The sequence below is a fragment of the Hydrogenophaga sp. A37 genome, from assembly GCF_002001205.1.
In the GTDB taxonomy this organism is placed as follows: domain Bacteria; phylum Pseudomonadota; class Gammaproteobacteria; order Burkholderiales; family Burkholderiaceae_C; genus Hydrogenophaga.
This window is the reverse complement of sequence record NZ_MUNZ01000182.1, coordinates 1-19,290: the sequence shown is the minus strand read 5'-3', so window position 1 is coordinate 19,290 and position 19,290 is coordinate 1. Positions and strand designations below refer to the sequence as shown.

Below are 19,290 nucleotides of genomic sequence, written 5' to 3'. Positions count from 1 at the left end.
GATTCAGACAGGCCTTGTGACCACCCGAAACCGTCAGGCCTTTTCCAGGAACACGCAGCCCCAAGCGTCGAACAACACGGCAGCATCTGTCACCCGCGCGCCGGTCGCGACGCCGCCGGCCAGCGGTGCGGCTTGCGCCCAGCCGGCGGGCAGCGTCAGCTCGGCCGGGGCGTCGCTGAAGTTGAAGGCGCACAGCAGCCGCTGCGTGCCGTCGTCGCGCTCGAAGGCCAGCACCTGCGGGTGGACGGGCAGCAGCGCCATGCGGCCGTTCCGCAGCGCAGGTTGCGCGCGCCGCCAGTGCAGCAGCTGGGTGAAGTGGCTCAGCAGGCTCTCAGCCAGCCCTTGCTGACGGTCCACGGCAAGTGCGCGATGCTCGGGGGGCACAGGCAACCAGGTCTTGGGACCGCTGGAGAAGCCGGCGTGCGCGGCGTCGCCCGACCACGGCATGGGCGTGCGGCAGCCGTCGCGGCCCTTGAACTGGGGCCACATGGTGATGCCGTACGGGTCTTGCAAATCTTCGAAGGCGAGTTGCGCTTCGGGCAGGCCCAGCTCTTCGCCCTGGTAGAGGCAGACCGTGCCGCGCAGGCTGGCCTGGAAGGTCGCGGCCAGGCGCAACAGGCGCGGGTCGGGGGTTGGCCCGCCCCAGCGTGTGGCCGAACGGACCACGTCGTGGTTGGACAACGCCCAGCAGGGCCAGCCGTCACCGACGATCTCGCCGAAGCGTGAGAGAAAACCGTGCAGGAACGGGGCATCGTGCGCTTCGCCCAGCAGGTCGAAGCAGTAGGCCATGTGCAGCCTTCGTTCGCCGTTCGGGCCGCTCGCCGTGTATTCGGCCACCCGCGCGAGGCCGTCGTCGTCACCGATCTCGCCGACCATGGTGGTGTCTGGGTACTGGTCGAGCAGGGCGCGCAGGCGCTGCAGGAACACCAGGTTTTCCGGCTGGCTCTTGTCGTGCACGTGCCGTTGCCAGCCGTAGGGGTTGAACGGGTTGACCGCCGGGTCGGGGTTGTTCGGGTCGGGCGCGCCACGGCCCGGGTTGTTGCGCAGCTGGGCGTCGTGGAAGTAGAAGTTGGCGGTGTCGAGGCGGTAGCCGTCGACGCCCAGGTCGAGCCAGAACTTCACGGTGGCGAGCAGGGCGTCCTGCACCTCGCCGTTGTGGAAGTTGAGGTCGGGTTGGCTGGTGAGGAAGTTGTGCAGGTAGTACTGGCAGCGCCGCGTGTCCCACTGCCAGGCGCTGCCACCGAAGATGGAGAGCCAGTTGTTGGGCGGGTTGCCGTCGTCCTTGGGGTCGGCCCAGACGAACCAGTCGGCCTTGGGGTTGTCGCGGCTGGCGCGGCTTTCCACGAACCAGGGGTGCTCGTCGGCGCAGTGCGAGAGCACTTGGTCGATCATGACCTTGAGGCCGAGCGTGTGGGCGCGCGCCACCAGCGCCTTGAAGTCGTCGAGCGTGCCGAACATCGGGTCGACGTCACAGTAATCGCTCACGTCGTAGCCGAAGTCCTTCATCGGGCTCTTGAAGAAGGGCGAGATCCAGATGCCGTCGGCGCCCAGCGCGGCGATGTGGTCGAGGCGCTGCGTGATGCCCGGCAGGTCGCCGATGCCGTCGCCGTTGCTGTCCTGGAAGGAGCGCGGGTAGATCTGGTAGATCACGCCGCCACGCCACCAGCCGTTGTTGGGGGCTTGGGGGAAAGGGTGGTTCATGGGTGAAACGGTGCGGTGCAGGAAAAGGTAGGGTGGTCAGGCGGGCGTGGTGACGTGGCGCTGCATGAGCGCCTGCAGCCAGCGTGCGCTGTGTTTGGGGGTGCGGGCCTGGGTGGCGTAGTCCACGTGGACCACGCCAAAACGCTGGGTGTAGCCGTGGGCCCACTCGAAGTTGTCGAGCAGGCTCCAGACGTAGTAACCCCGGATGTCGATGCCCGCGTCCACCATGGCGGCGAGCTGGGCCATGTGGGTCTGCAGGTAGCGCATGCGCATGTCGTCGCGGCACTCTCCATTCACCACGCCGGTGTTGTCGGCGGCGCCGTTTTCGGTGATCCAGATCGGCGGCAGCGGCCACGCTTTCAGCAGGTTCTCGACCACGCGGCGCAGGCCCACGGGGTAGATCTCCCAGCCTATGTCGGTCAGGGGCAGCTGGTCGCCATCGGGCGCGACGAAGGTGTAGCCCCGGGCCGCATCGCCTTGGCTCACCGGCGCGCGCGCGACCGAACGGGTGTAGTAGTTCAGCCCGATGAAGTCCAGCGGCTGGGCGCAGATGGCCAGGTCGCCCGCGTGGCGGGCCTCGGCGTGCGAGCCGATCTGGGCCAGCATCTCGGCCGGCCATTCGCGGCCGAACAGCGGGTTGAGGAACACCTCGTTGCGCTCCAGCTCTGCCATGCGCGCGGCGGTCACGTCGGCGGGCGCGCTGCTGAACGGGTCGCTCAGCTCGGGGTTGAGCACGATGCCGAGCGAGGTGTCGCTGCGCACCGCGCGCCAGGCCTGCACGCCCAAGCCGTGCGCGAGCATCAGGTGGTGGGCGGCGAGCAACGAGGCTTCGCGGTCCTGCACGCCGGGCGCGAACACGCCGACATCGTGGCCGAGAAAGGCGCTGCACCAGGGTTCGTTGAGCGTGGCCACGCGGGGCAGGCGGTCGCCCAGCTCGCGCGCGACGAGGGCCGCGTAGTCGGCAAAGCGGTGCGCCGTGTCGCGGTTCAACCAGCCGCCTTCGAGGTGCGAGGGCAGGTCCCAGTGGAACAGGGTGGCGTTGGGCGTGATGCCGTGCTGCTGCAGCTCGTCGAGCAGGCGGCGGTAGAAGTCGAGGCCGGCCTGGTTGGCGTGGCCCTGCGCGTTCACCACGCGCGTCCAGGCGATGGAAAAGCGGTAGTGCCGGAAACCCAGCGAGGCCATCAGCGCGACATCCTCGGGGTAGCGGTGGTAGTGGTCGCAGGCGACCAGGCCGTCGCTCGCATCCTTGATGCGGCCGGGCTGAGCGCAGAAATCGTCCCAGATGCTCGGCAGCTTGCCCCCCTCACGGCCGCCCCCCTCGATCTGGAAAGCGGCGGTCGCGCAACCCCATTCAAAAGCGGCAGGAAAATTCAGTCCGTCGTTCATCGGTGATGGGTGAGAAGTGATGGTGAAAAGAGGATTTGCCGAAGCGAGGTGTCTGTTCAAGCACACGCCGAAGATCCGGCTCCGCCGGTCCAAGGGCGTGGTCCCCCTGGGGGGAAGCCGCAAAGCGGCGCAGGGGGGGGCTCACTTCACCGAGCCAGACAGCAGCCCCCGCACGAAGAAGCGTTGCAGCGAGAAGAACACCAGCACCGGCACGGCAATGGACACGAAGGCGCTGGCGGTCAGAATTTCCCAGCTCTCGCCGCGCGAGCCCAGCAGGTCGTTGAGCTTGATGGTCAGCACCACCTGGTCGGGCGCCTTGCCCAGGAAGACCAGCGCCACCAGGAAGTCGTTCCACACCCAGAGAAACTGGAAGATCGCAAAGCTCGCGAGTGCCGGCACCGACAGCGGCAGCACGATGCTGGTGAAAATCTGGAAGTGCGTGGCGCCGTCCATGCGCGCGCTTTCGATGATGTCGCGCGGCAGCGAGGCGATGTAGTTGCGCAGCAAATAGATCGCCAGCGGCAGGCCAAAGGCCGAGTGCGCCAGCCAGATGCCCAGGTACGACTTGGACGGCATGCCCAGCGTGGCGCCCAGGTCGTTGTACAGCCGCAGCAGCGGGATCAGCGACATCTGCAGCGGCACCACCAGCATGGCGACCACCAGCACGAAGAGCCAGCGCCGACCGGGGAATTCCATCCAGCTGAAGGCGTAGGCCGCGAACGCGGCGATCAGGATCGGGATGAAGGTGGCGGGGATCGTGACCTTGAAGGTGTTGAGGAAGGCGTCGCCCACGCCCTCGGACGCCACCACCTTTTCGTAGTTGGTGGTCGAGAAGGAGGGCGGCGTTTCGGCCACGAAGAAGATGCGGATGCCCCGGTCTTTTTCGTAGGCCTGGTTCAGCACCATGCGGTAGCTGCCGTCGGCGTTCACGGTGAGCGTGCCGTCGGGCTGGCCGTCTTCGTCGTCGAACACCTGGGCGTCCGTCAGCTCCACCGGCTGGCCCACGGGGAACTCGCCGGGGTTGGCCGACTTGAGCGAGAAGCGGCTCAGTTTCACCGAGGCGCCTTCGGGGAACAGGCGACCGGCCATCACGAAGCGCTCGCCCTCGGGCACCACGCTCTGGGCTCCGGCGGTGCGGCGCATGTCGGGCCGGGTCTGGGTGGACAGGGCGGTCCACCAGCCGCTGCTCACGATCTGCTCGCGGTCGCGGAAGCTGGAGATCAGCAGGCCGAAGGTGGGCAGCACCCAGGCCAGCACGATGGCCAGCAGCAGGGCGTGCGAGACCACGGCGGTGGCATTGAATCGGAGTTTCATCGCTGGGCCTCCTCGGCGCGGAATCGGCGGATGTTGAAGGCCATCACGGGGATCACGGCGAACATGAGCACCATGGCCAGCGTGGAGCTGCGCCCGTAGTCGCCGCCGCCGCGGAACATCCAGTCGTACATCAGGTTGGCCAGCACACTGGTGTCCCACTGCCCGCCGGTCATGGCCATGACGATGTCGAACACCTTGAGCACGGTGATGGTGATGGTGGTCCAGACCACGAGGATGGTGGACATCACCTGCGGCACCATGATTTCAAAAAAGATCTGCAGCTCGGTGGCGCCGTCGATGCGCGCCGCCTCGATGGTGTCGGTGGGCACGCCGCGCAGCGCAGCCGAGAGGATCACCATGGCGAAGCCGGTCTGGATCCAGATCAGGATCGCCATGAGGAAGAAGTTGTTCCAGAACGGCACCGTCACCCAGGCCTGCGGCTCCATGCCCATGCCTTGCACCAGGGCGTTGAGGATGCCGATCTGCTCGTTGTCCGGCCCACGGAAGTCGTAGACGAATTTCCAGATCACGCTGGCACCGACGAAGCTGATCGCCATGGGCATGAACACCAGCGTCTTGGCCACGTTGCCCCACCACACGCGGTCGGCCAGCACGGCCACGATCAGGCCCAGCGCCGTGGACACGGCGGGCACCACCAGCAACCACAGGAAGTTGTTGCGGATGGTGATGAAGAAGTTGTCGTCCTTGAACACCCAGACGTAGTTGGCCAGGCCCACGAAGGTCTCGCCCACCGCGTCGAAGAAGCTCAGGCGGAAGGTCTCGACCAGCGGGTAGACGAGGTAGACGCCCAGCAGCAACAGTGCCGGCGCCATGAACAGCCAGGGCTGCACGTTGGAGCGGATCGCCTCGCGCCGGTTGCGCGTCGCAAAGGGCAGGGCCAGGATGCGGTCCAGCACGAAATTGCTGCCCGCGAAATACAGCAGGCAGGCACCGATGCTGACCACCACAGCGAGCAGGGTTTGAAAGATCGAATCACTCATGGTGGTCAGTGCAAGTTGGTTGGCAGCGGGAACAACCGCAAAAAGGAACTGAAGAGACCTGTCCGGCACGCGGTGTCCTCACCGGGGATGCCGCGGAACCGGCTCCGCCGGGCCGCTGGCATCGCCCCCTGGGGGGTGACGCCAACGGCGGCGCGGGGGGTTACTTCAGAGCTTCCCAGGATTTCTGGATGTCATCCGCCACGGCCTGGGCGGACTTGCCACCCGAGTAGTCGACCATGCCCTTCCAGAAGCTGCCGGCACCCACGGCGCCGGGCATCAGGTCGGAACCGTCAAAGCGGAAGGTGGTCGCGCCTTGCAGGATCTCGCCTTGCTTGCGCAGGGCCTTGGTCTTGTACTTGGCCAGATCGGCGCCCTTGTGCGGGGTCAGGAAGCCGCCTTCGGCCATCCAGATCTCGTGCGCCTGCGGGTGCTGCAGGTACTCCATGAAGGCCTTGGCGCCCTTGCTGTCCTTGGTGATCGTCATGATCGTGCCGCCACCCAGGACCGGGTTGCCCAGCTTCTTGCCGGCGTACGACGGGAAGTAGAAGAAGTCGGCGTCGTCGGCCTTGCCTTCGGGGAAGAAGGCCGGAATGAACGAGGCCTGGCGGTGCATGTAGCACTTGGGCGGCGAGCCGAACATGCCCTTGGGGCTGTCCTTGAAGCTCACTGTGGCCACGGCCTTGGCGCCGCCGTCGACGTAGGCGTCGTTGCGGGCGAACCAGCCATAGGCCTCGATCGCTTCGACCACGCGCTTGTCGTTGAATTTCATCTTGTTGCTGGTCCACTCGTCATAGACGGTGGGGCTCTGGGTGCGCAGCATCATGTCTTCGACCCAGTCGGTCGCGGGCCAGCCGGTGGCGGCGTCGCTGCCCAGGCCGATGCACCAGGGCTTGCCACCGTCGGCGGCGATCTTCTTGGTCAGGTCCTGCAGCTCCTCCATGGACTTGGGCACCTTGTAGCCCTTTTCCTTGAAGTTCTCGGGGATGTACCAGACCAGGCTCTTGACGTTGACGTTGTAGAAGAAACCGTAGAACGCTTCCTTGCCGGCCTTGTCCTTGTAGGTGCCGAGGTCGGCCCACGAGCTGCCGGCGGCGTAGTTGGCCTTGACCCAGTCGCGCGACTTGTTGCCCAGCGGCGTGAGGCCACCGATGGCGGCCATGTTGGCGGCCAGACCGGGTTGCGGGAACACCGAGATGTTGGACGGCGAGCCGGCCTTGATGTCGATCACGATCTGCTGCTCGGAGCTCTGTGAGCACGAGTGCTTGACGGTGGCGCCGGTGGCTTTCTCGAAGTTGGCGATGACCTTCTTGAACATGCCCTCTTCGGCGCCGGTCCAGGGGCAGGTGACGGTGACCACTTCGCCCTTGAGGTCGGGCCCCTTGTAGTCTGCGGCCATCGCGGGAGCGACGGATGCGGCCAGCGCCAGGGTGGCGGCGCCGGCCATTGCGGTTTTCTTGAACATGTCTCTCTTGCTCCACAAAATGCGCCGCAGACCATCCACAGCGCAAAAACGGTGACAGGCCCTCGGGGCCCGTTGAATAGGTGCCTACAGGGCTTTGCCCTCGGCGTCGAAGCGGTACAGGTGCTGCGCGTCAAAACCCAGCTCCACGCGTTCGCCCGGTCGCAACGGCAGTGTGCCGTCCATGCGGGCGGTGATCTCGCCCAGCTCGCCTGCGTCCACATAGGCAAAGGTTTCGTTGCCCATCATTTCGGCGTGGCGCAGCGTGCCTTGCAGGCTGCCACCGGCCATGACCTTGAGGTGCTCGGGGCGCAGGCCGACCGTGGTGGCGCCGTGCTGCCGGGCAAATTCGCCGCCGAGAAAGTTCATCTGCGGGGAACCGATGAAGCCCGCGACGAAGAGCGAGGCCGGGTGGTTGTAGAGGTGCAGCGGCGCGCCCACCTGCTCGATGCGGCCCTTGTTGAGCACCACGATCTTGTCGGCCAGCGTCATCGCTTCCACCTGGTCGTGGGTCACGTAGATCATGGTCGCGCCCAGGCGGCGGTGCAGCGTGGCCAGCTCCACGCGCATCTTGGTGCGCAAGGACGCATCCAGGTTGGACAGCGGCTCGTCGAACAAGAACACCTTGGGGTTGCGCACGATGGCGCGGCCGATGGCCACGCGCTGGCGCTGGCCGCCCGACAAGGCCTTGGGCAGGCGCTGCAGGTACTCGGTGATCTGCAGGATCTCGGCCGCCTCGCGCACCCGGCGGTCGATGTCGGCCTTGGGCACCTTGGCGATCTTCAGGCCGAAGGCCATGTTGTCGTACACCGTCTTGTGCGGGTACAGCGCGTAGCTCTGGAACACCATGGCCACGCCGCGCTCGCTCGGCGGCAGGTCATTGACGGTCTGGTCGGCGATGGACAGCGTGCCGCCGGAGATGTCTTCCAGGCCGGCGATCATGCGCAGCAAGGTGGTCTTGCCACAGCCCGAAGGCCCCACGAAGACCACGAACTCGCCGGGCTCGATGTCCAGGTTCACGCCATGGATGACATGGATCTTGCCGTAGCTCTTCTGGATGTCACGCAGTCGCAGACTGGATTGGCTCATTGCGGAATGCCTCAAGGATGGACCAGGGGTGCTGGGCCGCCGCGTGAGATCGCTTCAGCCCGAATGTTTGTATTTAAGCATTGGTGCAAACGATTGCATGATCGGGTTTGCCCTAGGTTTCCTACTTGTTTTGGGTACGTAACGGGGCGAGGGGGCGAGCCATGCGCAGCGTGAGCGGGGTCATCTCCGGCGCGAAATGCCCCACCCAGAACGCGGCAGTAGCGAGAAGCGATGTACCCACCCAGAACGCGGCGGAACTGGCTCCGCCAGGCCGCTCGCGTTGCCCCCTTCAGGGGGTCGCGCGCAGCGCGGCGGGGGTAGTCCAAGTCACCGGCTGCTTTCGCGGTCGATGAGCTGAGCGGGCAGGGTGACCGCGCGCGGGGGCTGACCGGCGATCGATTCGAACAGCAGCTCGACCAGCGCCTTGCCGGCCGTTTCCGTGGGCTGGCGGATGGACGTCAGCGAGGGGTGCACGTGTTCCGCCAAGGCGATGTCGTCGTAGCCCACGATCCGGATCCGGCCCGGCACATCGATGCCACGCTCCTTGAGCGCGCCCATGAGGGAAATGGCGGTGACGTCGCTGCTGGCAAAGATCGAATCGAAATGCAGGTCACGGGCCAGCCAGGCGTCAATGGTCTGGCGGATGCGCACATCGCCGAACAGGAACGACTGCTGCAGCCGCGGGTCTTCCGGGATGCCCGCTTCGGCCAGCGCCCGCTGGTAACCGCGGTGCCGCAGCCCGGCTTCGGGGTGTGTGGTGTCGCCAAAAAAGGCGATGCGCCGGCAGCCGCGCTCGACCAGGTGGCGCGTGGCGAGGTAGCCGCCTTGCTCGTTGTCGCCACCCACGACGGGGTACATCGCGTCCGGAAGGCAGGCGCCCCAGACCGCCATGGGCATGCGCTGCGCGGCCAACCGGTTCAGGTGCTCGTGCCAGGTCAGCTGCCCGATCACGATCAGCCCGGCCACCTGGCCGCTCTCGACAAACGCGGGCAGCTGGTGTGGCTGGCCTTCTTTCAGGCGGGAGAGCAGCAGGCTCATGCCGCGCTCGTCCAGCGTGTCGGCCACGGTGCCAAGGATGCTCAGCAGGAACGGATCCGAGATGGACTGCATGCTGTCGCCCAGGATGATCACGCCCACCGTGTGCACGTCCTTGCGCCGCAGATTGGCCGCGCCCACGTTGACGCGGTAGTTGAGCGAACTCGCCAGCTCGGCGATGCGCTTGCGCGTGGCCTCCGGGATCAGCGGGCTGCCGCTGAGCGCGCGCGACACGGTGGACGCGGACACGCCCGCCAGCCGAGCGATGTCGGCCATCTGCATGCGGCGGCGACCCTGTTCGGGTGGCGCGAGGCTCATCGAGGGGGCTGGTGGGACCGGGACGGCGGTGGGTGAGGGTGTCTTGCGAGGGGAGCGGGGCATTGGCACATTATTTCATTCCATAACGACCCGCACACAAGGTCGGACATGGTGAGGGCCACGAGGGTGAAAAAAAGCCCGGGCGCCTTGCGGAACCCGGGCCAAACTCTGATTGCCGAGAGGAAATGGTGAGCTTGCCTTGCGACTCCGCCCACCGGGGATTGATTGGGAGTGACCCCGATCAGAACGCGTAGTTGATGCGCACGCGGGCAGCGGTTTGGTTCTTGCTGCCCGAGCCCCCCTTGGCGAAGCTGACGGCTGGCGTGATGGTCGCGCCCTTCACACCGAACAGCGGCAGCGAGTAGGCGGCGTAGAACGTGTTGTTCTTGGCGCCGCTGGCGCCCTTGTCCAGGATCACGCCGAAACCGGCCGGACCGAACGTGCCGTTCAGGCCGACGGACTTGTCGTCTTCCATCTTGGCGAAGCTCAGGTTCATGCTGGCGTCAGAGCCGAGGGCGTAGCCCAGGGACACGCCGGCACCGTTGGTGCTGTCGGTACCACCAACCACCTTGACCGACTCAACGCCCACGCGCAAGGTCAACGGGCCGGAGGCGAAGCTGACCGCCGGACGCACGCCGCGGGCCTCACCCGTTTCCTTACTGTAGACCAGGCCGACTTCGATGCGCGCCGGGCCGGCGTTGAAGCCAGGGGCGATGTGCACGCTGTCCTTGCCGAAGCGGCCGCGCAGCTTGTTGGCGTGGTAGCCGCCGTAGCCGCTGTTCTCGACCAGCACGTCCTTGCCCAGGGGGAACAGGTCCATGGCTTCGAAGCGGCCCATCTTCACGTCCATGCCGGCGTTGCCGAACTGGACCCACATGTCGTCGGTGGCGGCGTCGCCGTCTTTCTTCAGCAGCAGGGAAGCGCGTGCAGCGACGAAGGCGTCGCCGTTGGTGGCCTTGGCGCCCACGTTGAATTCCACGCGGCCACCCATGTTCAGGTCGCTGTCACGGGCGTTGGAGGCGTCTTTCACCTTGCTCTGGTACGTGGTGTCGAGTTCCAGGTTGGCGTCCATGGCGACGTCAGCGTGGGCGGCAGCGGCAGAGGCGCAGAGGGCGGCAACAGCCGCGAGTTTGAAAACGTTTTGCATGAGGGAACTCCGGAGTAGATGTTGTGAATTGCTCTCTCCTGTACCAATGTTTCAACCCTTGCCGAAAGCAATCGAGCAGGAAAGCAGCGCAATTCGACCACCGGTGCAAACGGTTGCAGTGAGTGAAAACCCTGAACAAAACGTTGTAACCAGTACGTAATCGCTGAAAAACAACGAAAATTGGGGGTGGGAAAACCCGTGTAGTGCAACTGATTGCACTGTAATAAAAGTACACGAAGTTAGAGGCGTTGGATCGCGGTGTTGAGCCCCGTGCAACGGCCCGCAGCCGCCGTCAGGGCGGAGCCAACACGGCGGCTGTGCGAGAATGGCGGGCTGTTTGTCCGTGCGGCTGTAGCTCAGTGGATAGAGTATTGGCCTCCGAAGCCTATGGTCACTGACCCGGCATGCAACAATTCGACTATTGGTCTCCTTACAGCATGCGGCTGTAGCTCAGTGGATAGAGTATTGGCCTCCGAAGCCAAGGGTCGTGGGTTCGATCCCCGCCAGCCGCACCAAAATCAATGACTTACGTGGGATCTTCATGGCCCACGCCGCTTTCAAGTCATGCCCTCCGGGCTCCTTCTCGTCTTGCATCAAGGCCATGTAGCCGCTGAGACCCATGGTCTTATCGGTGGATGGGTTCATGCTGTGGCCCATCCATGGCCCACGCGTGGCCCATCCAACTTTCCCGTTCGCACCGTCCCGACATGTTTCGACCATCGGTCTCTTGGCCCAGATTCAGTGGTCACCATGGCCGGGCAAATCGGCCTGATCCTATGAGTCAACTCAGTTTCGAATTTGCGCCTCCGCAGGAGCGCGCATCGCTGCCCACCGCGAACACTGCAACCACACAGCTCACGCCGGAAGAAATGGCGTAGCGACTGGAGTCTCACCCCGACTTCCGAGTGCTGCGGCGGCTGGTGCCGGTGGGGGACTACGGTGCCTCGCCCAGTGGACACGATGTGAATGCCACAGCGAGGCGGGTGCTGATCCTCGACACGGAAACCACCGGGCTGTCCCACGCCGGCAACCAGATCATTGAACTGGCGATGCTGCTGGTTCAGGTAGACACCGCCACCGGTCAACCCTTCGGGCGGGTTGAAACCTTCGAAGGTTTTGAAGATCCGGGCATGCCCATCCCGGAGGTCGCCAGGCAGGTCACTGGCATCACCGACGAGATGGTGCGAGGGCAGCATTTGGACGATGCCCGCGTAGAAGACCTGCTGGCCCGCGCCGACCTGGTCATCGCACACAACGCTGGTTTTGATCGACCGTTTGTGGAGGCGCGCTTCCCTGGTTTTTTGAACAAACCCTGGGCCTGTTCTTTCGCGGATATTGACTGGAAGACTCAAGGCGCAGCGTCGGCCAAGCTCAGTGCATTGGCGCAGGACCGCGGCTGGTTCTACGACGCCCACCGCGCGCTGGTGGACTGTCACGCACTGCTGCAGGTGCTCAGCTGCAGCGATGCCGAAAGCGCCACCACGGGGCTGAGCCGTTTGATCACGGCAGTGGCTCAATCCAGCTACAAGCTGCGAGCCTGTGGTGCGCCTTTTGAAAGCAAAGACAAGCTCAAAGGGCGCGGCTACCGTTGGGATGGCGATGCCCGCGTCTGGTTCTGCAGCCTGGGCAGTGAAGACGCCCTGAACGCCGAACTGGCCTGGCTCAAGGCCGAGGTCTATGGTGGGCGGCGCGCGCCCATCGAGGTGGAGGTGCTGGATGCGCTGACTCGGTACTCGGCAAGGTCGGGTGAGAAACAGATCAGAGGTCTTCAGCAGACGTAGCGCAAGCCGAACCCCGTGCGTTGCTTTGTGGCAGGGGCGTTCCCCCAACTATGTTTCAGCGTTTCGCGCCTTGTAACCATGTCCGGTGTGAGTTCGACCCGCGAGACCGACGGACCGAAACAGGCTGGTTGCTGCCGGTGACCTTGAACTCCTGAATGTCGGTAGACGAGGTCACCTGTCCTTCAAGGATTGGTTGGTCGAACGACCGCTGCACCTCCGTCACCGGTCTCAACACATGCGAGCCTGTTCGTGCTTCGAGAACGACCCCTCGCGCCTAAGGTGAGTGGCTGTACCCGAGCCCAAACAGACATCAACATCCCCGGTTCAGGACTACGATTTCACTTTGAAATCTGAGCCGCCTCTCGTCACAGCCTCGCTGTAGACCTGCCTCATTGCGTCGACGAGCTTCTCGCGCGTTCGCGGGGACTTCAAGTCACCAGGCAGCCGACTCAACCAATGCCCATTGGGACCCACTGGCGCGTTCTTCCGAGCAGACAGAATTTTGGAGGTCGGCAGAGGCTTCGTTGAAAGCACGTCAATGAAGTGCGCGAGTTGCCCCGGTGCACTGAACTGCAGCTCGTGCTGACCCCAATCTACTCTGAGTACCGGGAAGCCTTTGTGTTGCACTTCCATAGGAACGGGTGGGCTCCATTCGTTCGAACCGTCGTCCGCGCGCGTGTGCACCCAAAAAGCCATGGGAAACACTTCCCAGTTGTCTTCAAAAGTAAAACGATAGGACGGGTTCATGTCAGTTTGTCCGCTTCTGGTCGTTGTTCGTCATGCTCGATCATTCTGGATCGGGATCGGGATCGGGATCGGGACCGCGACAGGTGTCAAAGTTACAGCACGTGAATACCGTCGATTTCGATGGTTGCGCCGGCTGATTGCAGCCGTCTACAGATAGTGCATTCAAGTGACAAATCGGAGCGACCGTCCTCAAGAGTCCACAAGTCGAAACGAACCGACCAAGTTGGCTCAGAAGCTCCCTTTACGCGAACTACGTCCAGATCCTCCAAGGCGTTTGAAGGCGGAATTACCAAGGTGCGTCCGTCAGAGCGGATAGCCTCTTCGATTTGCGCGGCTGTCAGTCGAGAGTGCCCTGACGTAGCGGCAACGGCATTGAAGTCTCCAACAACGAGCCATTCAACGACCTGTATAAGGAGCTTCGTACCGTCGGGATCGAGGGTTTGCATGTGTCTTCGAGTAGTTAGGTCATTTGTCCGCTGGTGGCCGATTCCGCTTGTGAGGCCCTCGGGCGCGCGGCTCGGTCGCAACTAGGCCTCTAGTCTCGTCAGCTCGACTGTATCGACCCGCGAGCCTGCGCCCACCGAAACGCGTCGTACATGGCGCACGTTCACAGGCCACGCGGTCGCGGTGTCGACAATGAAGTCACCGCGGTCATCAAAGTCAATCGTTGCAGCCATGTCGGTGACCACGGATGCGGCGACCGGTTCTTGCTCCTTGCCTGTTGACGCCGCTTTGGCGGTCTCAAACTGCCGCACGACACCCAAGACCTCGGAGCCCAATGTGCGCGACATACTGGCTCGATCGAATACCATCAGCCAGCCTATGTCGGCGCGCGGCTCCTGCGAGGATATGCCCCGCACTTGGTAGCGCCCAAGAACCGGAACCTCTCCCGAGCCCATCGGTGAAGGGATTCGAGTACGAACTTCTAAAGGCTCGCCAACGCCGTAATCGTGACCCATCGCACCGAGCAAAATCGCAGGTTCCTTCAGCAGACTTTGGGCGAGCATTCCGCCGTCGACCAGAGTCGCCCGCATTGCGGCCCGCAGTGGCTCGGCCAATGGGGCGCGTGCCGGATCGGCCGCCAACATTGCCACAAGCCGATCGAGGGATTTCACGCCATGTTCCCGCACGGCCGCGAAGTCAGCCAAGCCGGTGAGGCGCCCGCCCTCATCCAGCACAAGATCGATTGCGATGCCATCCCACAGCGCATGCATTGCCTCCAGGATTGGACGCACGCGAGGATCGGCTTCGATCACCTCGCTACCCGAGGTGATCCAACGTGCTATCCATCCTTCCGTAACACGTTCACGAATCTCTAGTGCCACGGTCGATCGGGAGCGATGTGCGATCACGCCGTCACGCATCAATTTCAAGTCCTGGCGATATTGCAGCAACTGCCCCGTAGAGAGTTCTGGAATCAGCGTGAATGAGTCCACAGTACCGCTTCGCGCACCTCGGAAGGCGGCCAGACCACCGATAAGCTTCAAAAGCGTGCGGCGGGTTGTCTTGAAAAGAGTCATTGAGGAATAGAAGCTTGGTTGGCGTAATGTCCGCATGTTCACCTCGCTGGCGATCCAGCGATCCCATTCGATGAGCATATGGTTTTTGACATGTCTCCCCGTGGCCGACACTACCGAAGACCGCTGGTGGCCGGGGACAGGACGCCGGCGGCCGCAGTAGAGACGGGTCGAATGACTGTTTCCCCCAGCACTCCGACGGCGCAAGTCGACCCACAGGAGTCAGTCGAGGTTCGAAACCAGCAACCCCAGACCTGACGATCGCCACGAGCTCATGCAGTAGACAGTTCCCGCTGCATAGCTGTGGGCGCACGACGTCGCTGCGCACCGCTCCAAGCTGATCCGACGCTCCTATGGTGGTGGCCATATCGACGCCTGCTCACACTGTGTTTTTATGCATATATGTAGCGAAGCCATGTCCACGCGGCCTTCCAGGAGGTCATCAGCCATCGCGAGGCCACAACCTCAGGTCGAGCTGCCATTGGCAACCGAAGGCGCGCTGCGATACGTCGGGCAGAGCCGCCTTGGCAACATGCTCATTGAGGTGGTCGATGGCCACACATGCGTCAACGGCAAGCTCGTACCTCTCGCATTTCCAGAGCAAGCGCGCCAGGTCCGACTCCCGTGACCGCATATACGTGTGCGGGTAGTGCTCGGAACTACCGACCGCGTTACCAACTGTTGTAACCTTCGCGTATGAAAAACGCGAGCTCAGGCGGGGAACCGAGCCTTCACGACGTCCTCTCCTTGTTCAAAGACAGGAGCGGAGACGAGACCGGCGGACAGCATGCTGTCCGTGGGTTCAGCTTTCAGGTCTGGCAAGCCGTGCTTGAGACACTGAAGGCACATGCGACCGGCGAGGACTACGCCGTCGTACTTGAATGGCAGCAGGACATCGCGGTCCTCGACTCGTCCAAGCAGCCCACGCGCGTCACGTTCATCCAGCTCAAGAAAAACGAGTCGACGCACCACTGGACCTTGAATGGCCTGCTGGCACCACCGCCGGCACCTGCGGCAAAACTAGTGCAGGCCACCATCGATGAGACAGGCGCTCCGACCGCACCAAAGCGACGGATTGCCATTCGCTCGCGTAAGCTGGGACAGTCCCCGCTGGCCAAACTGTATTTCCACCGCCAGCGCTTTTCTGCGCTCACGCGGCCTCCGGAACTCGTCTTCGCTTCGAACGCACCGTTCTACGTTGGAGTCGGGGACGATGACCAAAACGAAACCGTGACCTCAGTAGAGCTATGCGACTTGCCAGCCGCATCAGTCGCCAAGGTCCAAGAGGCTTTTCGCAAGCAACTCGAAGTACCTGAAAACGAAGCGATTGCCCTTGATGGCTTCCGCTTGACTGTGACCAACTGCCCCACTGAGGAGGCCCACAAGTTTGCCATTGGCGAGTTGGTGGAGCTGTGTCAGCTCAAGAAAATTGAGCCGCAGGTCAATGCCCCGTTCATTGCCATCTGTCTCGTAGCGTCGTATGTGCAGCAGCGAGCCGGCAAGCGAGCCTACGCCAAGGACTTCGCGGGCTTGCTTGAGCGCGCTGTTACAAGAACTGAGGTAACCCAGTACTTCGCTGCAGCCAACGATACCCACGTCCGAACGCAAGACTTGGTAGAGCAGGTCATCGCGCGGCTGAATGCCGAGGTGGCCGACTACGAGATGGTCCAGGAGATGGAGGTTGCGGTGAACACCGCTTGCGCGGAAGTCACTAATCGCGCTAGCGTGGTCTGGCTCACTGCCCAAGCGCTGGTCGACCTATACGTCAAGAACAACCAATACAAGGCCAACGGAAACCTCAAGGCTCGACTGCCGGCGTGGCTGGCGGACCTCCGTGCGATGAAGGTTCGGGACTCACACCTGTACTCTAATGGCTTCCTTTACTGCCTGATGGCGATGACTCTCAAAGATGCACAACCACTCCGACACCTTTCAACTGCTGCGACTGGTTCGCAACCTGAGGCAGCATCATGAGCCCCATCGTGGTGTTCAACGAGCTTTGGCTGCTGTCCGAAAGAGACGCGAGCGCGAGGCAGCTGAAGTTTCATTCTCGACGCAACCTGCTGGCGGGAAGTAACGGCACAGGCAAGTCGCGTGTCCTGAAGCACCTGGTCTGGGCGCTCGGCTGCGACCCAGCAAGACGTGCCGCGGGCGAGTTCGACTCGAACGTGGTCGCAGCCCTTGAGCTGTCTGTTGGCTCGTCGGGGAAGTTCACCTTCCTGCGGCAAGGCCGCAAGCGCGCCGCATTCGACGAACTGGGCCACCTTGTGTTTGCGACCGAGTCCGGCTCGAGGTGGAGTGAGTTTTTCTCTGAGACCTTCGGCTTCAAGCTGATGCTTCAGCGCAAGGAGGAAGGTGAGTTCGGCTTGGCTGGGCCCGACTACGCCATGCTTCCGTTCTACATCGACCAAGACAGCGGATGGGGCCCGAAATGGGCGACCTTTCCGTACCTGGGCCAGTTCGTGAAGTGGCAAACGCCGCTCTTTTCGTCATTCACCGGCTTGAAGACCGCGGCCTACCTTGAGGCCCAGGTGCATCGAGAGCGGTCGGCTGTTCAGCTCAAGACCGCCAAGGTGCACTTAAAGCTACAGGAGACCTCCTACAAGCGTGTGGTGGAGATGCTCCCAGCGGAGACAACCACCCTCGACGAAAGCCAGTTCGCGCACGAGCTGCGCGAGGTGTCGGACTTGACGAAGAAGTTGCGCGACGAACAAGACGAGGTGCGCGCGGACCTATTCAAGCTTGCTCAAAATCGGCAGCAGCTCACGGCCGAATTGAACATGGCCTTGGCCAGCGAACGTGAACTCGTCGAGGACCAAGCTTTCCTCGCCGACTATTCAGACGACGAGCCGCTGGTCTGCCCCACTTGCTCTCACGTCCACACGGCGACATTCCATGCACGACAGGCGCTTGCCACCGACGCGCACGACATCCACGAAGTGGTCATTCGGTTGCAAACGGCACGAGACAAGCTGCAAGGCGATGAGGTGGCTCTCCAGACCAAGCTCAGTGCTGTTGCCCAGCGCCTACGCTCGTTGAACGAGTCTCTGACGGTGCAGCGCGACGGACGACCCGTGGCTGACGTAGTGGTCGCAAAGAGCCTGTCCGTACTCAAGGACGCCTACGACGTCACACGCCGCGACCTCGCGGCGGAGCTCGACATTGCCAGCGAGGAGCTTCAAGAGTACGACAGCAGGCTCAGGGATTTGGCCGACAAGGAACGAGAAAAGCGGATTCGTGCATCGTTCAAGGAGGACCTGATTTCCTACGCCGATATGCTCGATATCGCCAAGGTTGAAATTGCGTCGAAGGTGACGATTGGCACGCGCTCGCCGAACGCAAGCGGGAGCTACGCGCCACGCGCAGTATTGGCAAACCACCTTGCGCTGCTGTCGGCTCACTCGGAGTACGGCGATGGCCCCATGTTCCCGTTCATCGTCGACACGCCGCAACAGTCAGGTCAGGACCCTGTGAGCCTCGGGCGGATGCTCGACACCATCCTGAAGAGAGCTCACTCGGGCCAAACCATGGTCGCGACCGAGTCGATTCCGGACAACTGGGTGCCGCCTGACGACTGCAGCATCCTGGAATTCGGCATCAAACGCCACCTTCTGCTGGAGGAAGCTTTTCGTCCAGGCGTCGAGGCGCTCAGCGGCATGGTCAAGGCAATGCACGACGAACTACTGAAACAAGCGCCAGTCGCCGACGAGCCAGCCCAGGATGGCGACAACCCTGTTTCCGACGCCGGAGACGACGAGGATGAGTGACCGTCGCGAGGGCTGCAATGCAGCGGGATCCGACGGTCATTTGGCGGCGCGAAGGATTCCGCGCGCACATTCAGGCGGCCGGCAAGCCGACACTCGCCACATTCCACTCCTGGCCGGAACTGCCTGTTCGCTGTCAAGCCCGCCAGCGGTCCTTGGTCATGTACCGAAGAAGCAAGGTTGGTACGACAAATTGGCCGGTACCGTGGTCATTTGCTCACGAAATCGAGGCCCAGACCCGCCAAATTCGAAATGGGAGTACGTGAACCGTGGTCCGAGTTCTGCAATTTTTAATGTTGGTTGCTTTTGTTTTATGCTCTGCTTGCACCAAGGGGTTAAGCGCTGAGGTGTTTAATAATTCTGCATTGACTTTAATCGTTGATGTTGGTGGTCGAAAAACCAATATTGCACCTCAACAGTTCAAGAGAATACTTCTGACGAGTACGAGTTTTGAGGTTCAACATGGGGCTTTAACTTGGAAGTATTTTCCCTCGTTGCATGCGCCCCAGGTGATATCTGAGGAGGGGCACAATATCCTAGATCCTGCGTACGTTGATAAAGATGACGTAATAAAAGTGCAGATCGATGTTGATGGGCATATTTATATACTACAAAGAGATCAGAATTTTCCAATTCAAAACAAATTGGCTCAGCCCCCGGGGTATCCGTTGGCCTCGAGTCTTTTTTGAGTAATTATTGGGATGGATTTTGCCTCAGCGCACCACACACACAATCAATCTGAAATATCGGCCTAAAGCATGGCCTGGGAGGCTCATCAGATCATCGGCAGCACCGGAATTCGATGCACCGCCGTGCAAACCTGTTTCCACACAGCCTCGGCCAGAAGCCGACGGTCAATACACTTCCGCACACGCAACAAGACATCTGATATCCATGACCATCGGTAAGCGTCCGGCGAACCCATGTTGACCACCGCCGACAGTCCTGTCTGACGATCAGATGTCAGTGGGCTGCCAGCGGTGCGGCAAGAGCTCGTCGATGCGGCTGGCCTTGTGCATGGGCAGCCGCGT

15 protein-coding genes and 1 tRNA gene are annotated in these 19,290 nt (G+C 62.7%); 5 read left to right on the top strand and 11 right to left on the bottom strand.

Going from position 1 to position 19,290, the window contains the following annotated elements:
- Positions 1 to 33 precede the first annotated feature (33 nt).
- The 8 genes from B0E41_RS24215 to B0E41_RS24180 form a co-directional block, all read right to left on the bottom strand.
- Positions 34 to 1,701, bottom strand: coding sequence for an alpha-glucosidase family protein (locus tag B0E41_RS24215; RefSeq protein ID WP_077335338.1), 1,668 nt, complete (start codon positions 1,699 to 1,701; stop codon positions 34 to 36).
- A 36-nt stretch (positions 1,702 to 1,737) separates the two neighbouring features.
- Entirely contained in the window at positions 1,738 to 3,087 is a 1,350-nt protein-coding gene (locus tag B0E41_RS24210; RefSeq protein WP_077335336.1) for a GH1 family beta-glucosidase, read from the bottom strand.
- A 141-nt stretch (positions 3,088 to 3,228) separates the two neighbouring features.
- The gene (locus B0E41_RS24205; protein WP_077335334.1) at positions 3,229 to 4,401 is read right to left on the bottom strand and encodes a carbohydrate ABC transporter permease; all 1,173 of its coding nucleotides are present in this window, start codon (positions 4,399 to 4,401) and stop codon (positions 3,229 to 3,231) included.
- Positions 4,398 to 5,402: a sugar ABC transporter permease gene (locus tag B0E41_RS24200; protein WP_077335332.1), complete on the bottom strand. Its 1,005-nt coding sequence runs from the start codon at positions 5,400 to 5,402 to the stop codon at positions 4,398 to 4,400. Before B0E41_RS24200 ends, B0E41_RS24205 begins: the two co-directional genes overlap by 4 nt.
- 160 nt (positions 5,403 to 5,562) lie before the next feature.
- Positions 5,563 to 6,864, bottom strand: coding sequence for an ABC transporter substrate-binding protein (locus B0E41_RS24195; protein WP_077335330.1), 1,302 nt, complete (start codon positions 6,862 to 6,864; stop codon positions 5,563 to 5,565).
- Between the two features lie 84 nt (positions 6,865 to 6,948).
- Positions 6,949 to 7,950 (bottom strand): ABC transporter ATP-binding protein, encoded by a 1,002-nt coding sequence (locus B0E41_RS24190; RefSeq protein WP_077335328.1) that lies wholly within the window; start codon positions 7,948 to 7,950, stop codon positions 6,949 to 6,951.
- A gap of 327 nt (positions 7,951 to 8,277) precedes the next feature.
- The gene (locus B0E41_RS24185) at positions 8,278 to 9,303 is read right to left on the bottom strand and encodes a LacI family DNA-binding transcriptional regulator (protein ID WP_253195140.1); all 1,026 of its coding nucleotides are present in this window, start codon (positions 9,301 to 9,303) and stop codon (positions 8,278 to 8,280) included.
- Between the two features lie 241 nt (positions 9,304 to 9,544).
- A complete protein-coding gene (locus B0E41_RS24180; RefSeq protein WP_077335326.1) occupies positions 9,545 to 10,450 on the bottom strand; it encodes a carbohydrate porin in 906 nt (301 codons plus the stop codon).
- Positions 10,451 to 10,889: 439 nt separating this feature from the next.
- On the opposite strand from B0E41_RS24180, the gene B0E41_RS24175 reads away from it, so the two are divergent.
- Together B0E41_RS24175 and B0E41_RS24170 are read left to right on the top strand one after the other, a co-directional pair.
- Positions 10,890 to 10,965: transfer RNA gene (locus tag B0E41_RS24175), tRNA-Arg, on the top strand.
- 366 nt (positions 10,966 to 11,331) lie between these two features.
- Positions 11,332 to 12,231 carry a 3'-5' exonuclease gene (locus B0E41_RS24170; RefSeq protein ID WP_290440867.1) on the top strand — a complete coding sequence of 300 codons (900 nt, stop codon included), beginning with the start codon at positions 11,332 to 11,334 and terminating at the stop codon, positions 12,229 to 12,231.
- Between the two features lie 330 nt (positions 12,232 to 12,561).
- Here B0E41_RS24170 and B0E41_RS24165 read toward each other — a convergent pair whose 3' ends face one another.
- The 3 genes from B0E41_RS24165 to B0E41_RS24160 all read right to left on the bottom strand — a co-directional run bounded on the left by B0E41_RS24165 (position 12,562) and on the right by B0E41_RS24160 (position 14,576).
- Positions 12,562 to 12,978: a hypothetical protein gene (locus B0E41_RS24165; RefSeq protein ID WP_143434005.1), complete on the bottom strand. Its 417-nt coding sequence runs from the start codon at positions 12,976 to 12,978 to the stop codon at positions 12,562 to 12,564.
- Positions 12,979 to 13,070: 92 nt separating this feature from the next.
- Positions 13,071 to 13,424 (bottom strand): hypothetical protein, encoded by a 354-nt coding sequence (locus B0E41_RS26875; protein ID WP_143434004.1) that lies wholly within the window; start codon positions 13,422 to 13,424, stop codon positions 13,071 to 13,073.
- Positions 13,425 to 13,505: 81 nt separating this feature from the next.
- Positions 13,506 to 14,576, bottom strand: coding sequence for a hypothetical protein (locus tag B0E41_RS24160; RefSeq protein WP_077335322.1), 1,071 nt, complete (start codon positions 14,574 to 14,576; stop codon positions 13,506 to 13,508).
- A gap of 666 nt (positions 14,577 to 15,242) precedes the next feature.
- Between B0E41_RS24160 and B0E41_RS24150 the strand changes: the two genes are divergently transcribed.
- The 3 genes from B0E41_RS24150 to B0E41_RS26870 all read left to right on the top strand — a co-directional run bounded on the left by B0E41_RS24150 (position 15,243) and on the right by B0E41_RS26870 (position 18,948).
- Positions 15,243 to 16,469 (top strand): dsDNA nuclease domain-containing protein, encoded by a 1,227-nt coding sequence (locus B0E41_RS24150; protein ID WP_171984865.1) that lies wholly within the window; start codon positions 15,243 to 15,245, stop codon positions 16,467 to 16,469.
- Positions 16,466 to 18,262 carry a hypothetical protein gene (locus tag B0E41_RS24145; RefSeq protein WP_077335316.1) on the top strand — a complete coding sequence of 599 codons (1,797 nt, stop codon included), beginning with the start codon at positions 16,466 to 16,468 and terminating at the stop codon, positions 18,260 to 18,262. Before B0E41_RS24150 ends, B0E41_RS24145 begins: the two co-directional genes overlap by 4 nt.
- A gap of 290 nt (positions 18,263 to 18,552) precedes the next feature.
- On the top strand, positions 18,553 to 18,948 hold the full coding sequence (locus tag B0E41_RS26870) for a hypothetical protein (RefSeq protein ID WP_143434003.1): 396 nt from the start codon (positions 18,553 to 18,555) through the stop codon (positions 18,946 to 18,948).
- The last annotated feature ends 342 nt before the right edge of the window (positions 18,949 to 19,290 follow it).

Bases quoted from the DNA above. Each gene is read 5' to 3' on its own strand.
- B0E41_RS24180 (WP_077335326.1), bottom strand. From the start codon at position 10,450: ATGCAAAACGTTTTCAAACTCGCGGCTGTTGCCGCCCTCTGCGCCTCT.
- B0E41_RS24210 (WP_077335336.1), bottom strand. From the start codon at position 3,087: ATGAACGACGGACTGAATTTTCCTGCCGCTTTTGAATGGGGTTGCGCG.
- B0E41_RS24215 (WP_077335338.1), bottom strand. From the start codon at position 1,701: ATGAACCACCCTTTCCCCCAAGCCCCCAACAACGGCTGGTGGCGTGGC.
- B0E41_RS24145 (WP_077335316.1), top strand. From the start codon at position 16,466: ATGAGCCCCATCGTGGTGTTCAACGAGCTTTGGCTGCTGTCCGAAAGA.
- B0E41_RS24195 (WP_077335330.1), bottom strand. From the start codon at position 6,864: ATGTTCAAGAAAACCGCAATGGCCGGCGCCGCCACCCTGGCGCTGGCC.
- B0E41_RS24205 (WP_077335334.1), bottom strand. From the start codon at position 4,401: ATGAAACTCCGATTCAATGCCACCGCCGTGGTCTCGCACGCCCTGCTG.
- B0E41_RS24160 (WP_077335322.1), bottom strand. From the start codon at position 14,576: ATGCTCATCGAATGGGATCGCTGGATCGCCAGCGAGGTGAACATGCGG.
- B0E41_RS26870 (WP_143434003.1), top strand. From the start codon at position 18,553: ATGTTGGTTGCTTTTGTTTTATGCTCTGCTTGCACCAAGGGGTTAAGC.
- B0E41_RS24200 (WP_077335332.1), bottom strand. From the start codon at position 5,402: ATGAGTGATTCGATCTTTCAAACCCTGCTCGCTGTGGTGGTCAGCATC.
- B0E41_RS24185 (WP_253195140.1), bottom strand. From the start codon at position 9,303: ATGAGCCTCGCGCCACCCGAACAGGGTCGCCGCCGCATGCAGATGGCC.
- B0E41_RS24165 (WP_143434005.1), bottom strand. From the start codon at position 12,978: ATGAACCCGTCCTATCGTTTTACTTTTGAAGACAACTGGGAAGTGTTT.
- B0E41_RS26875 (WP_143434004.1), bottom strand. From the start codon at position 13,424: ATGCAAACCCTCGATCCCGACGGTACGAAGCTCCTTATACAGGTCGTT.
- B0E41_RS24190 (WP_077335328.1), bottom strand. From the start codon at position 7,950: ATGAGCCAATCCAGTCTGCGACTGCGTGACATCCAGAAGAGCTACGGC.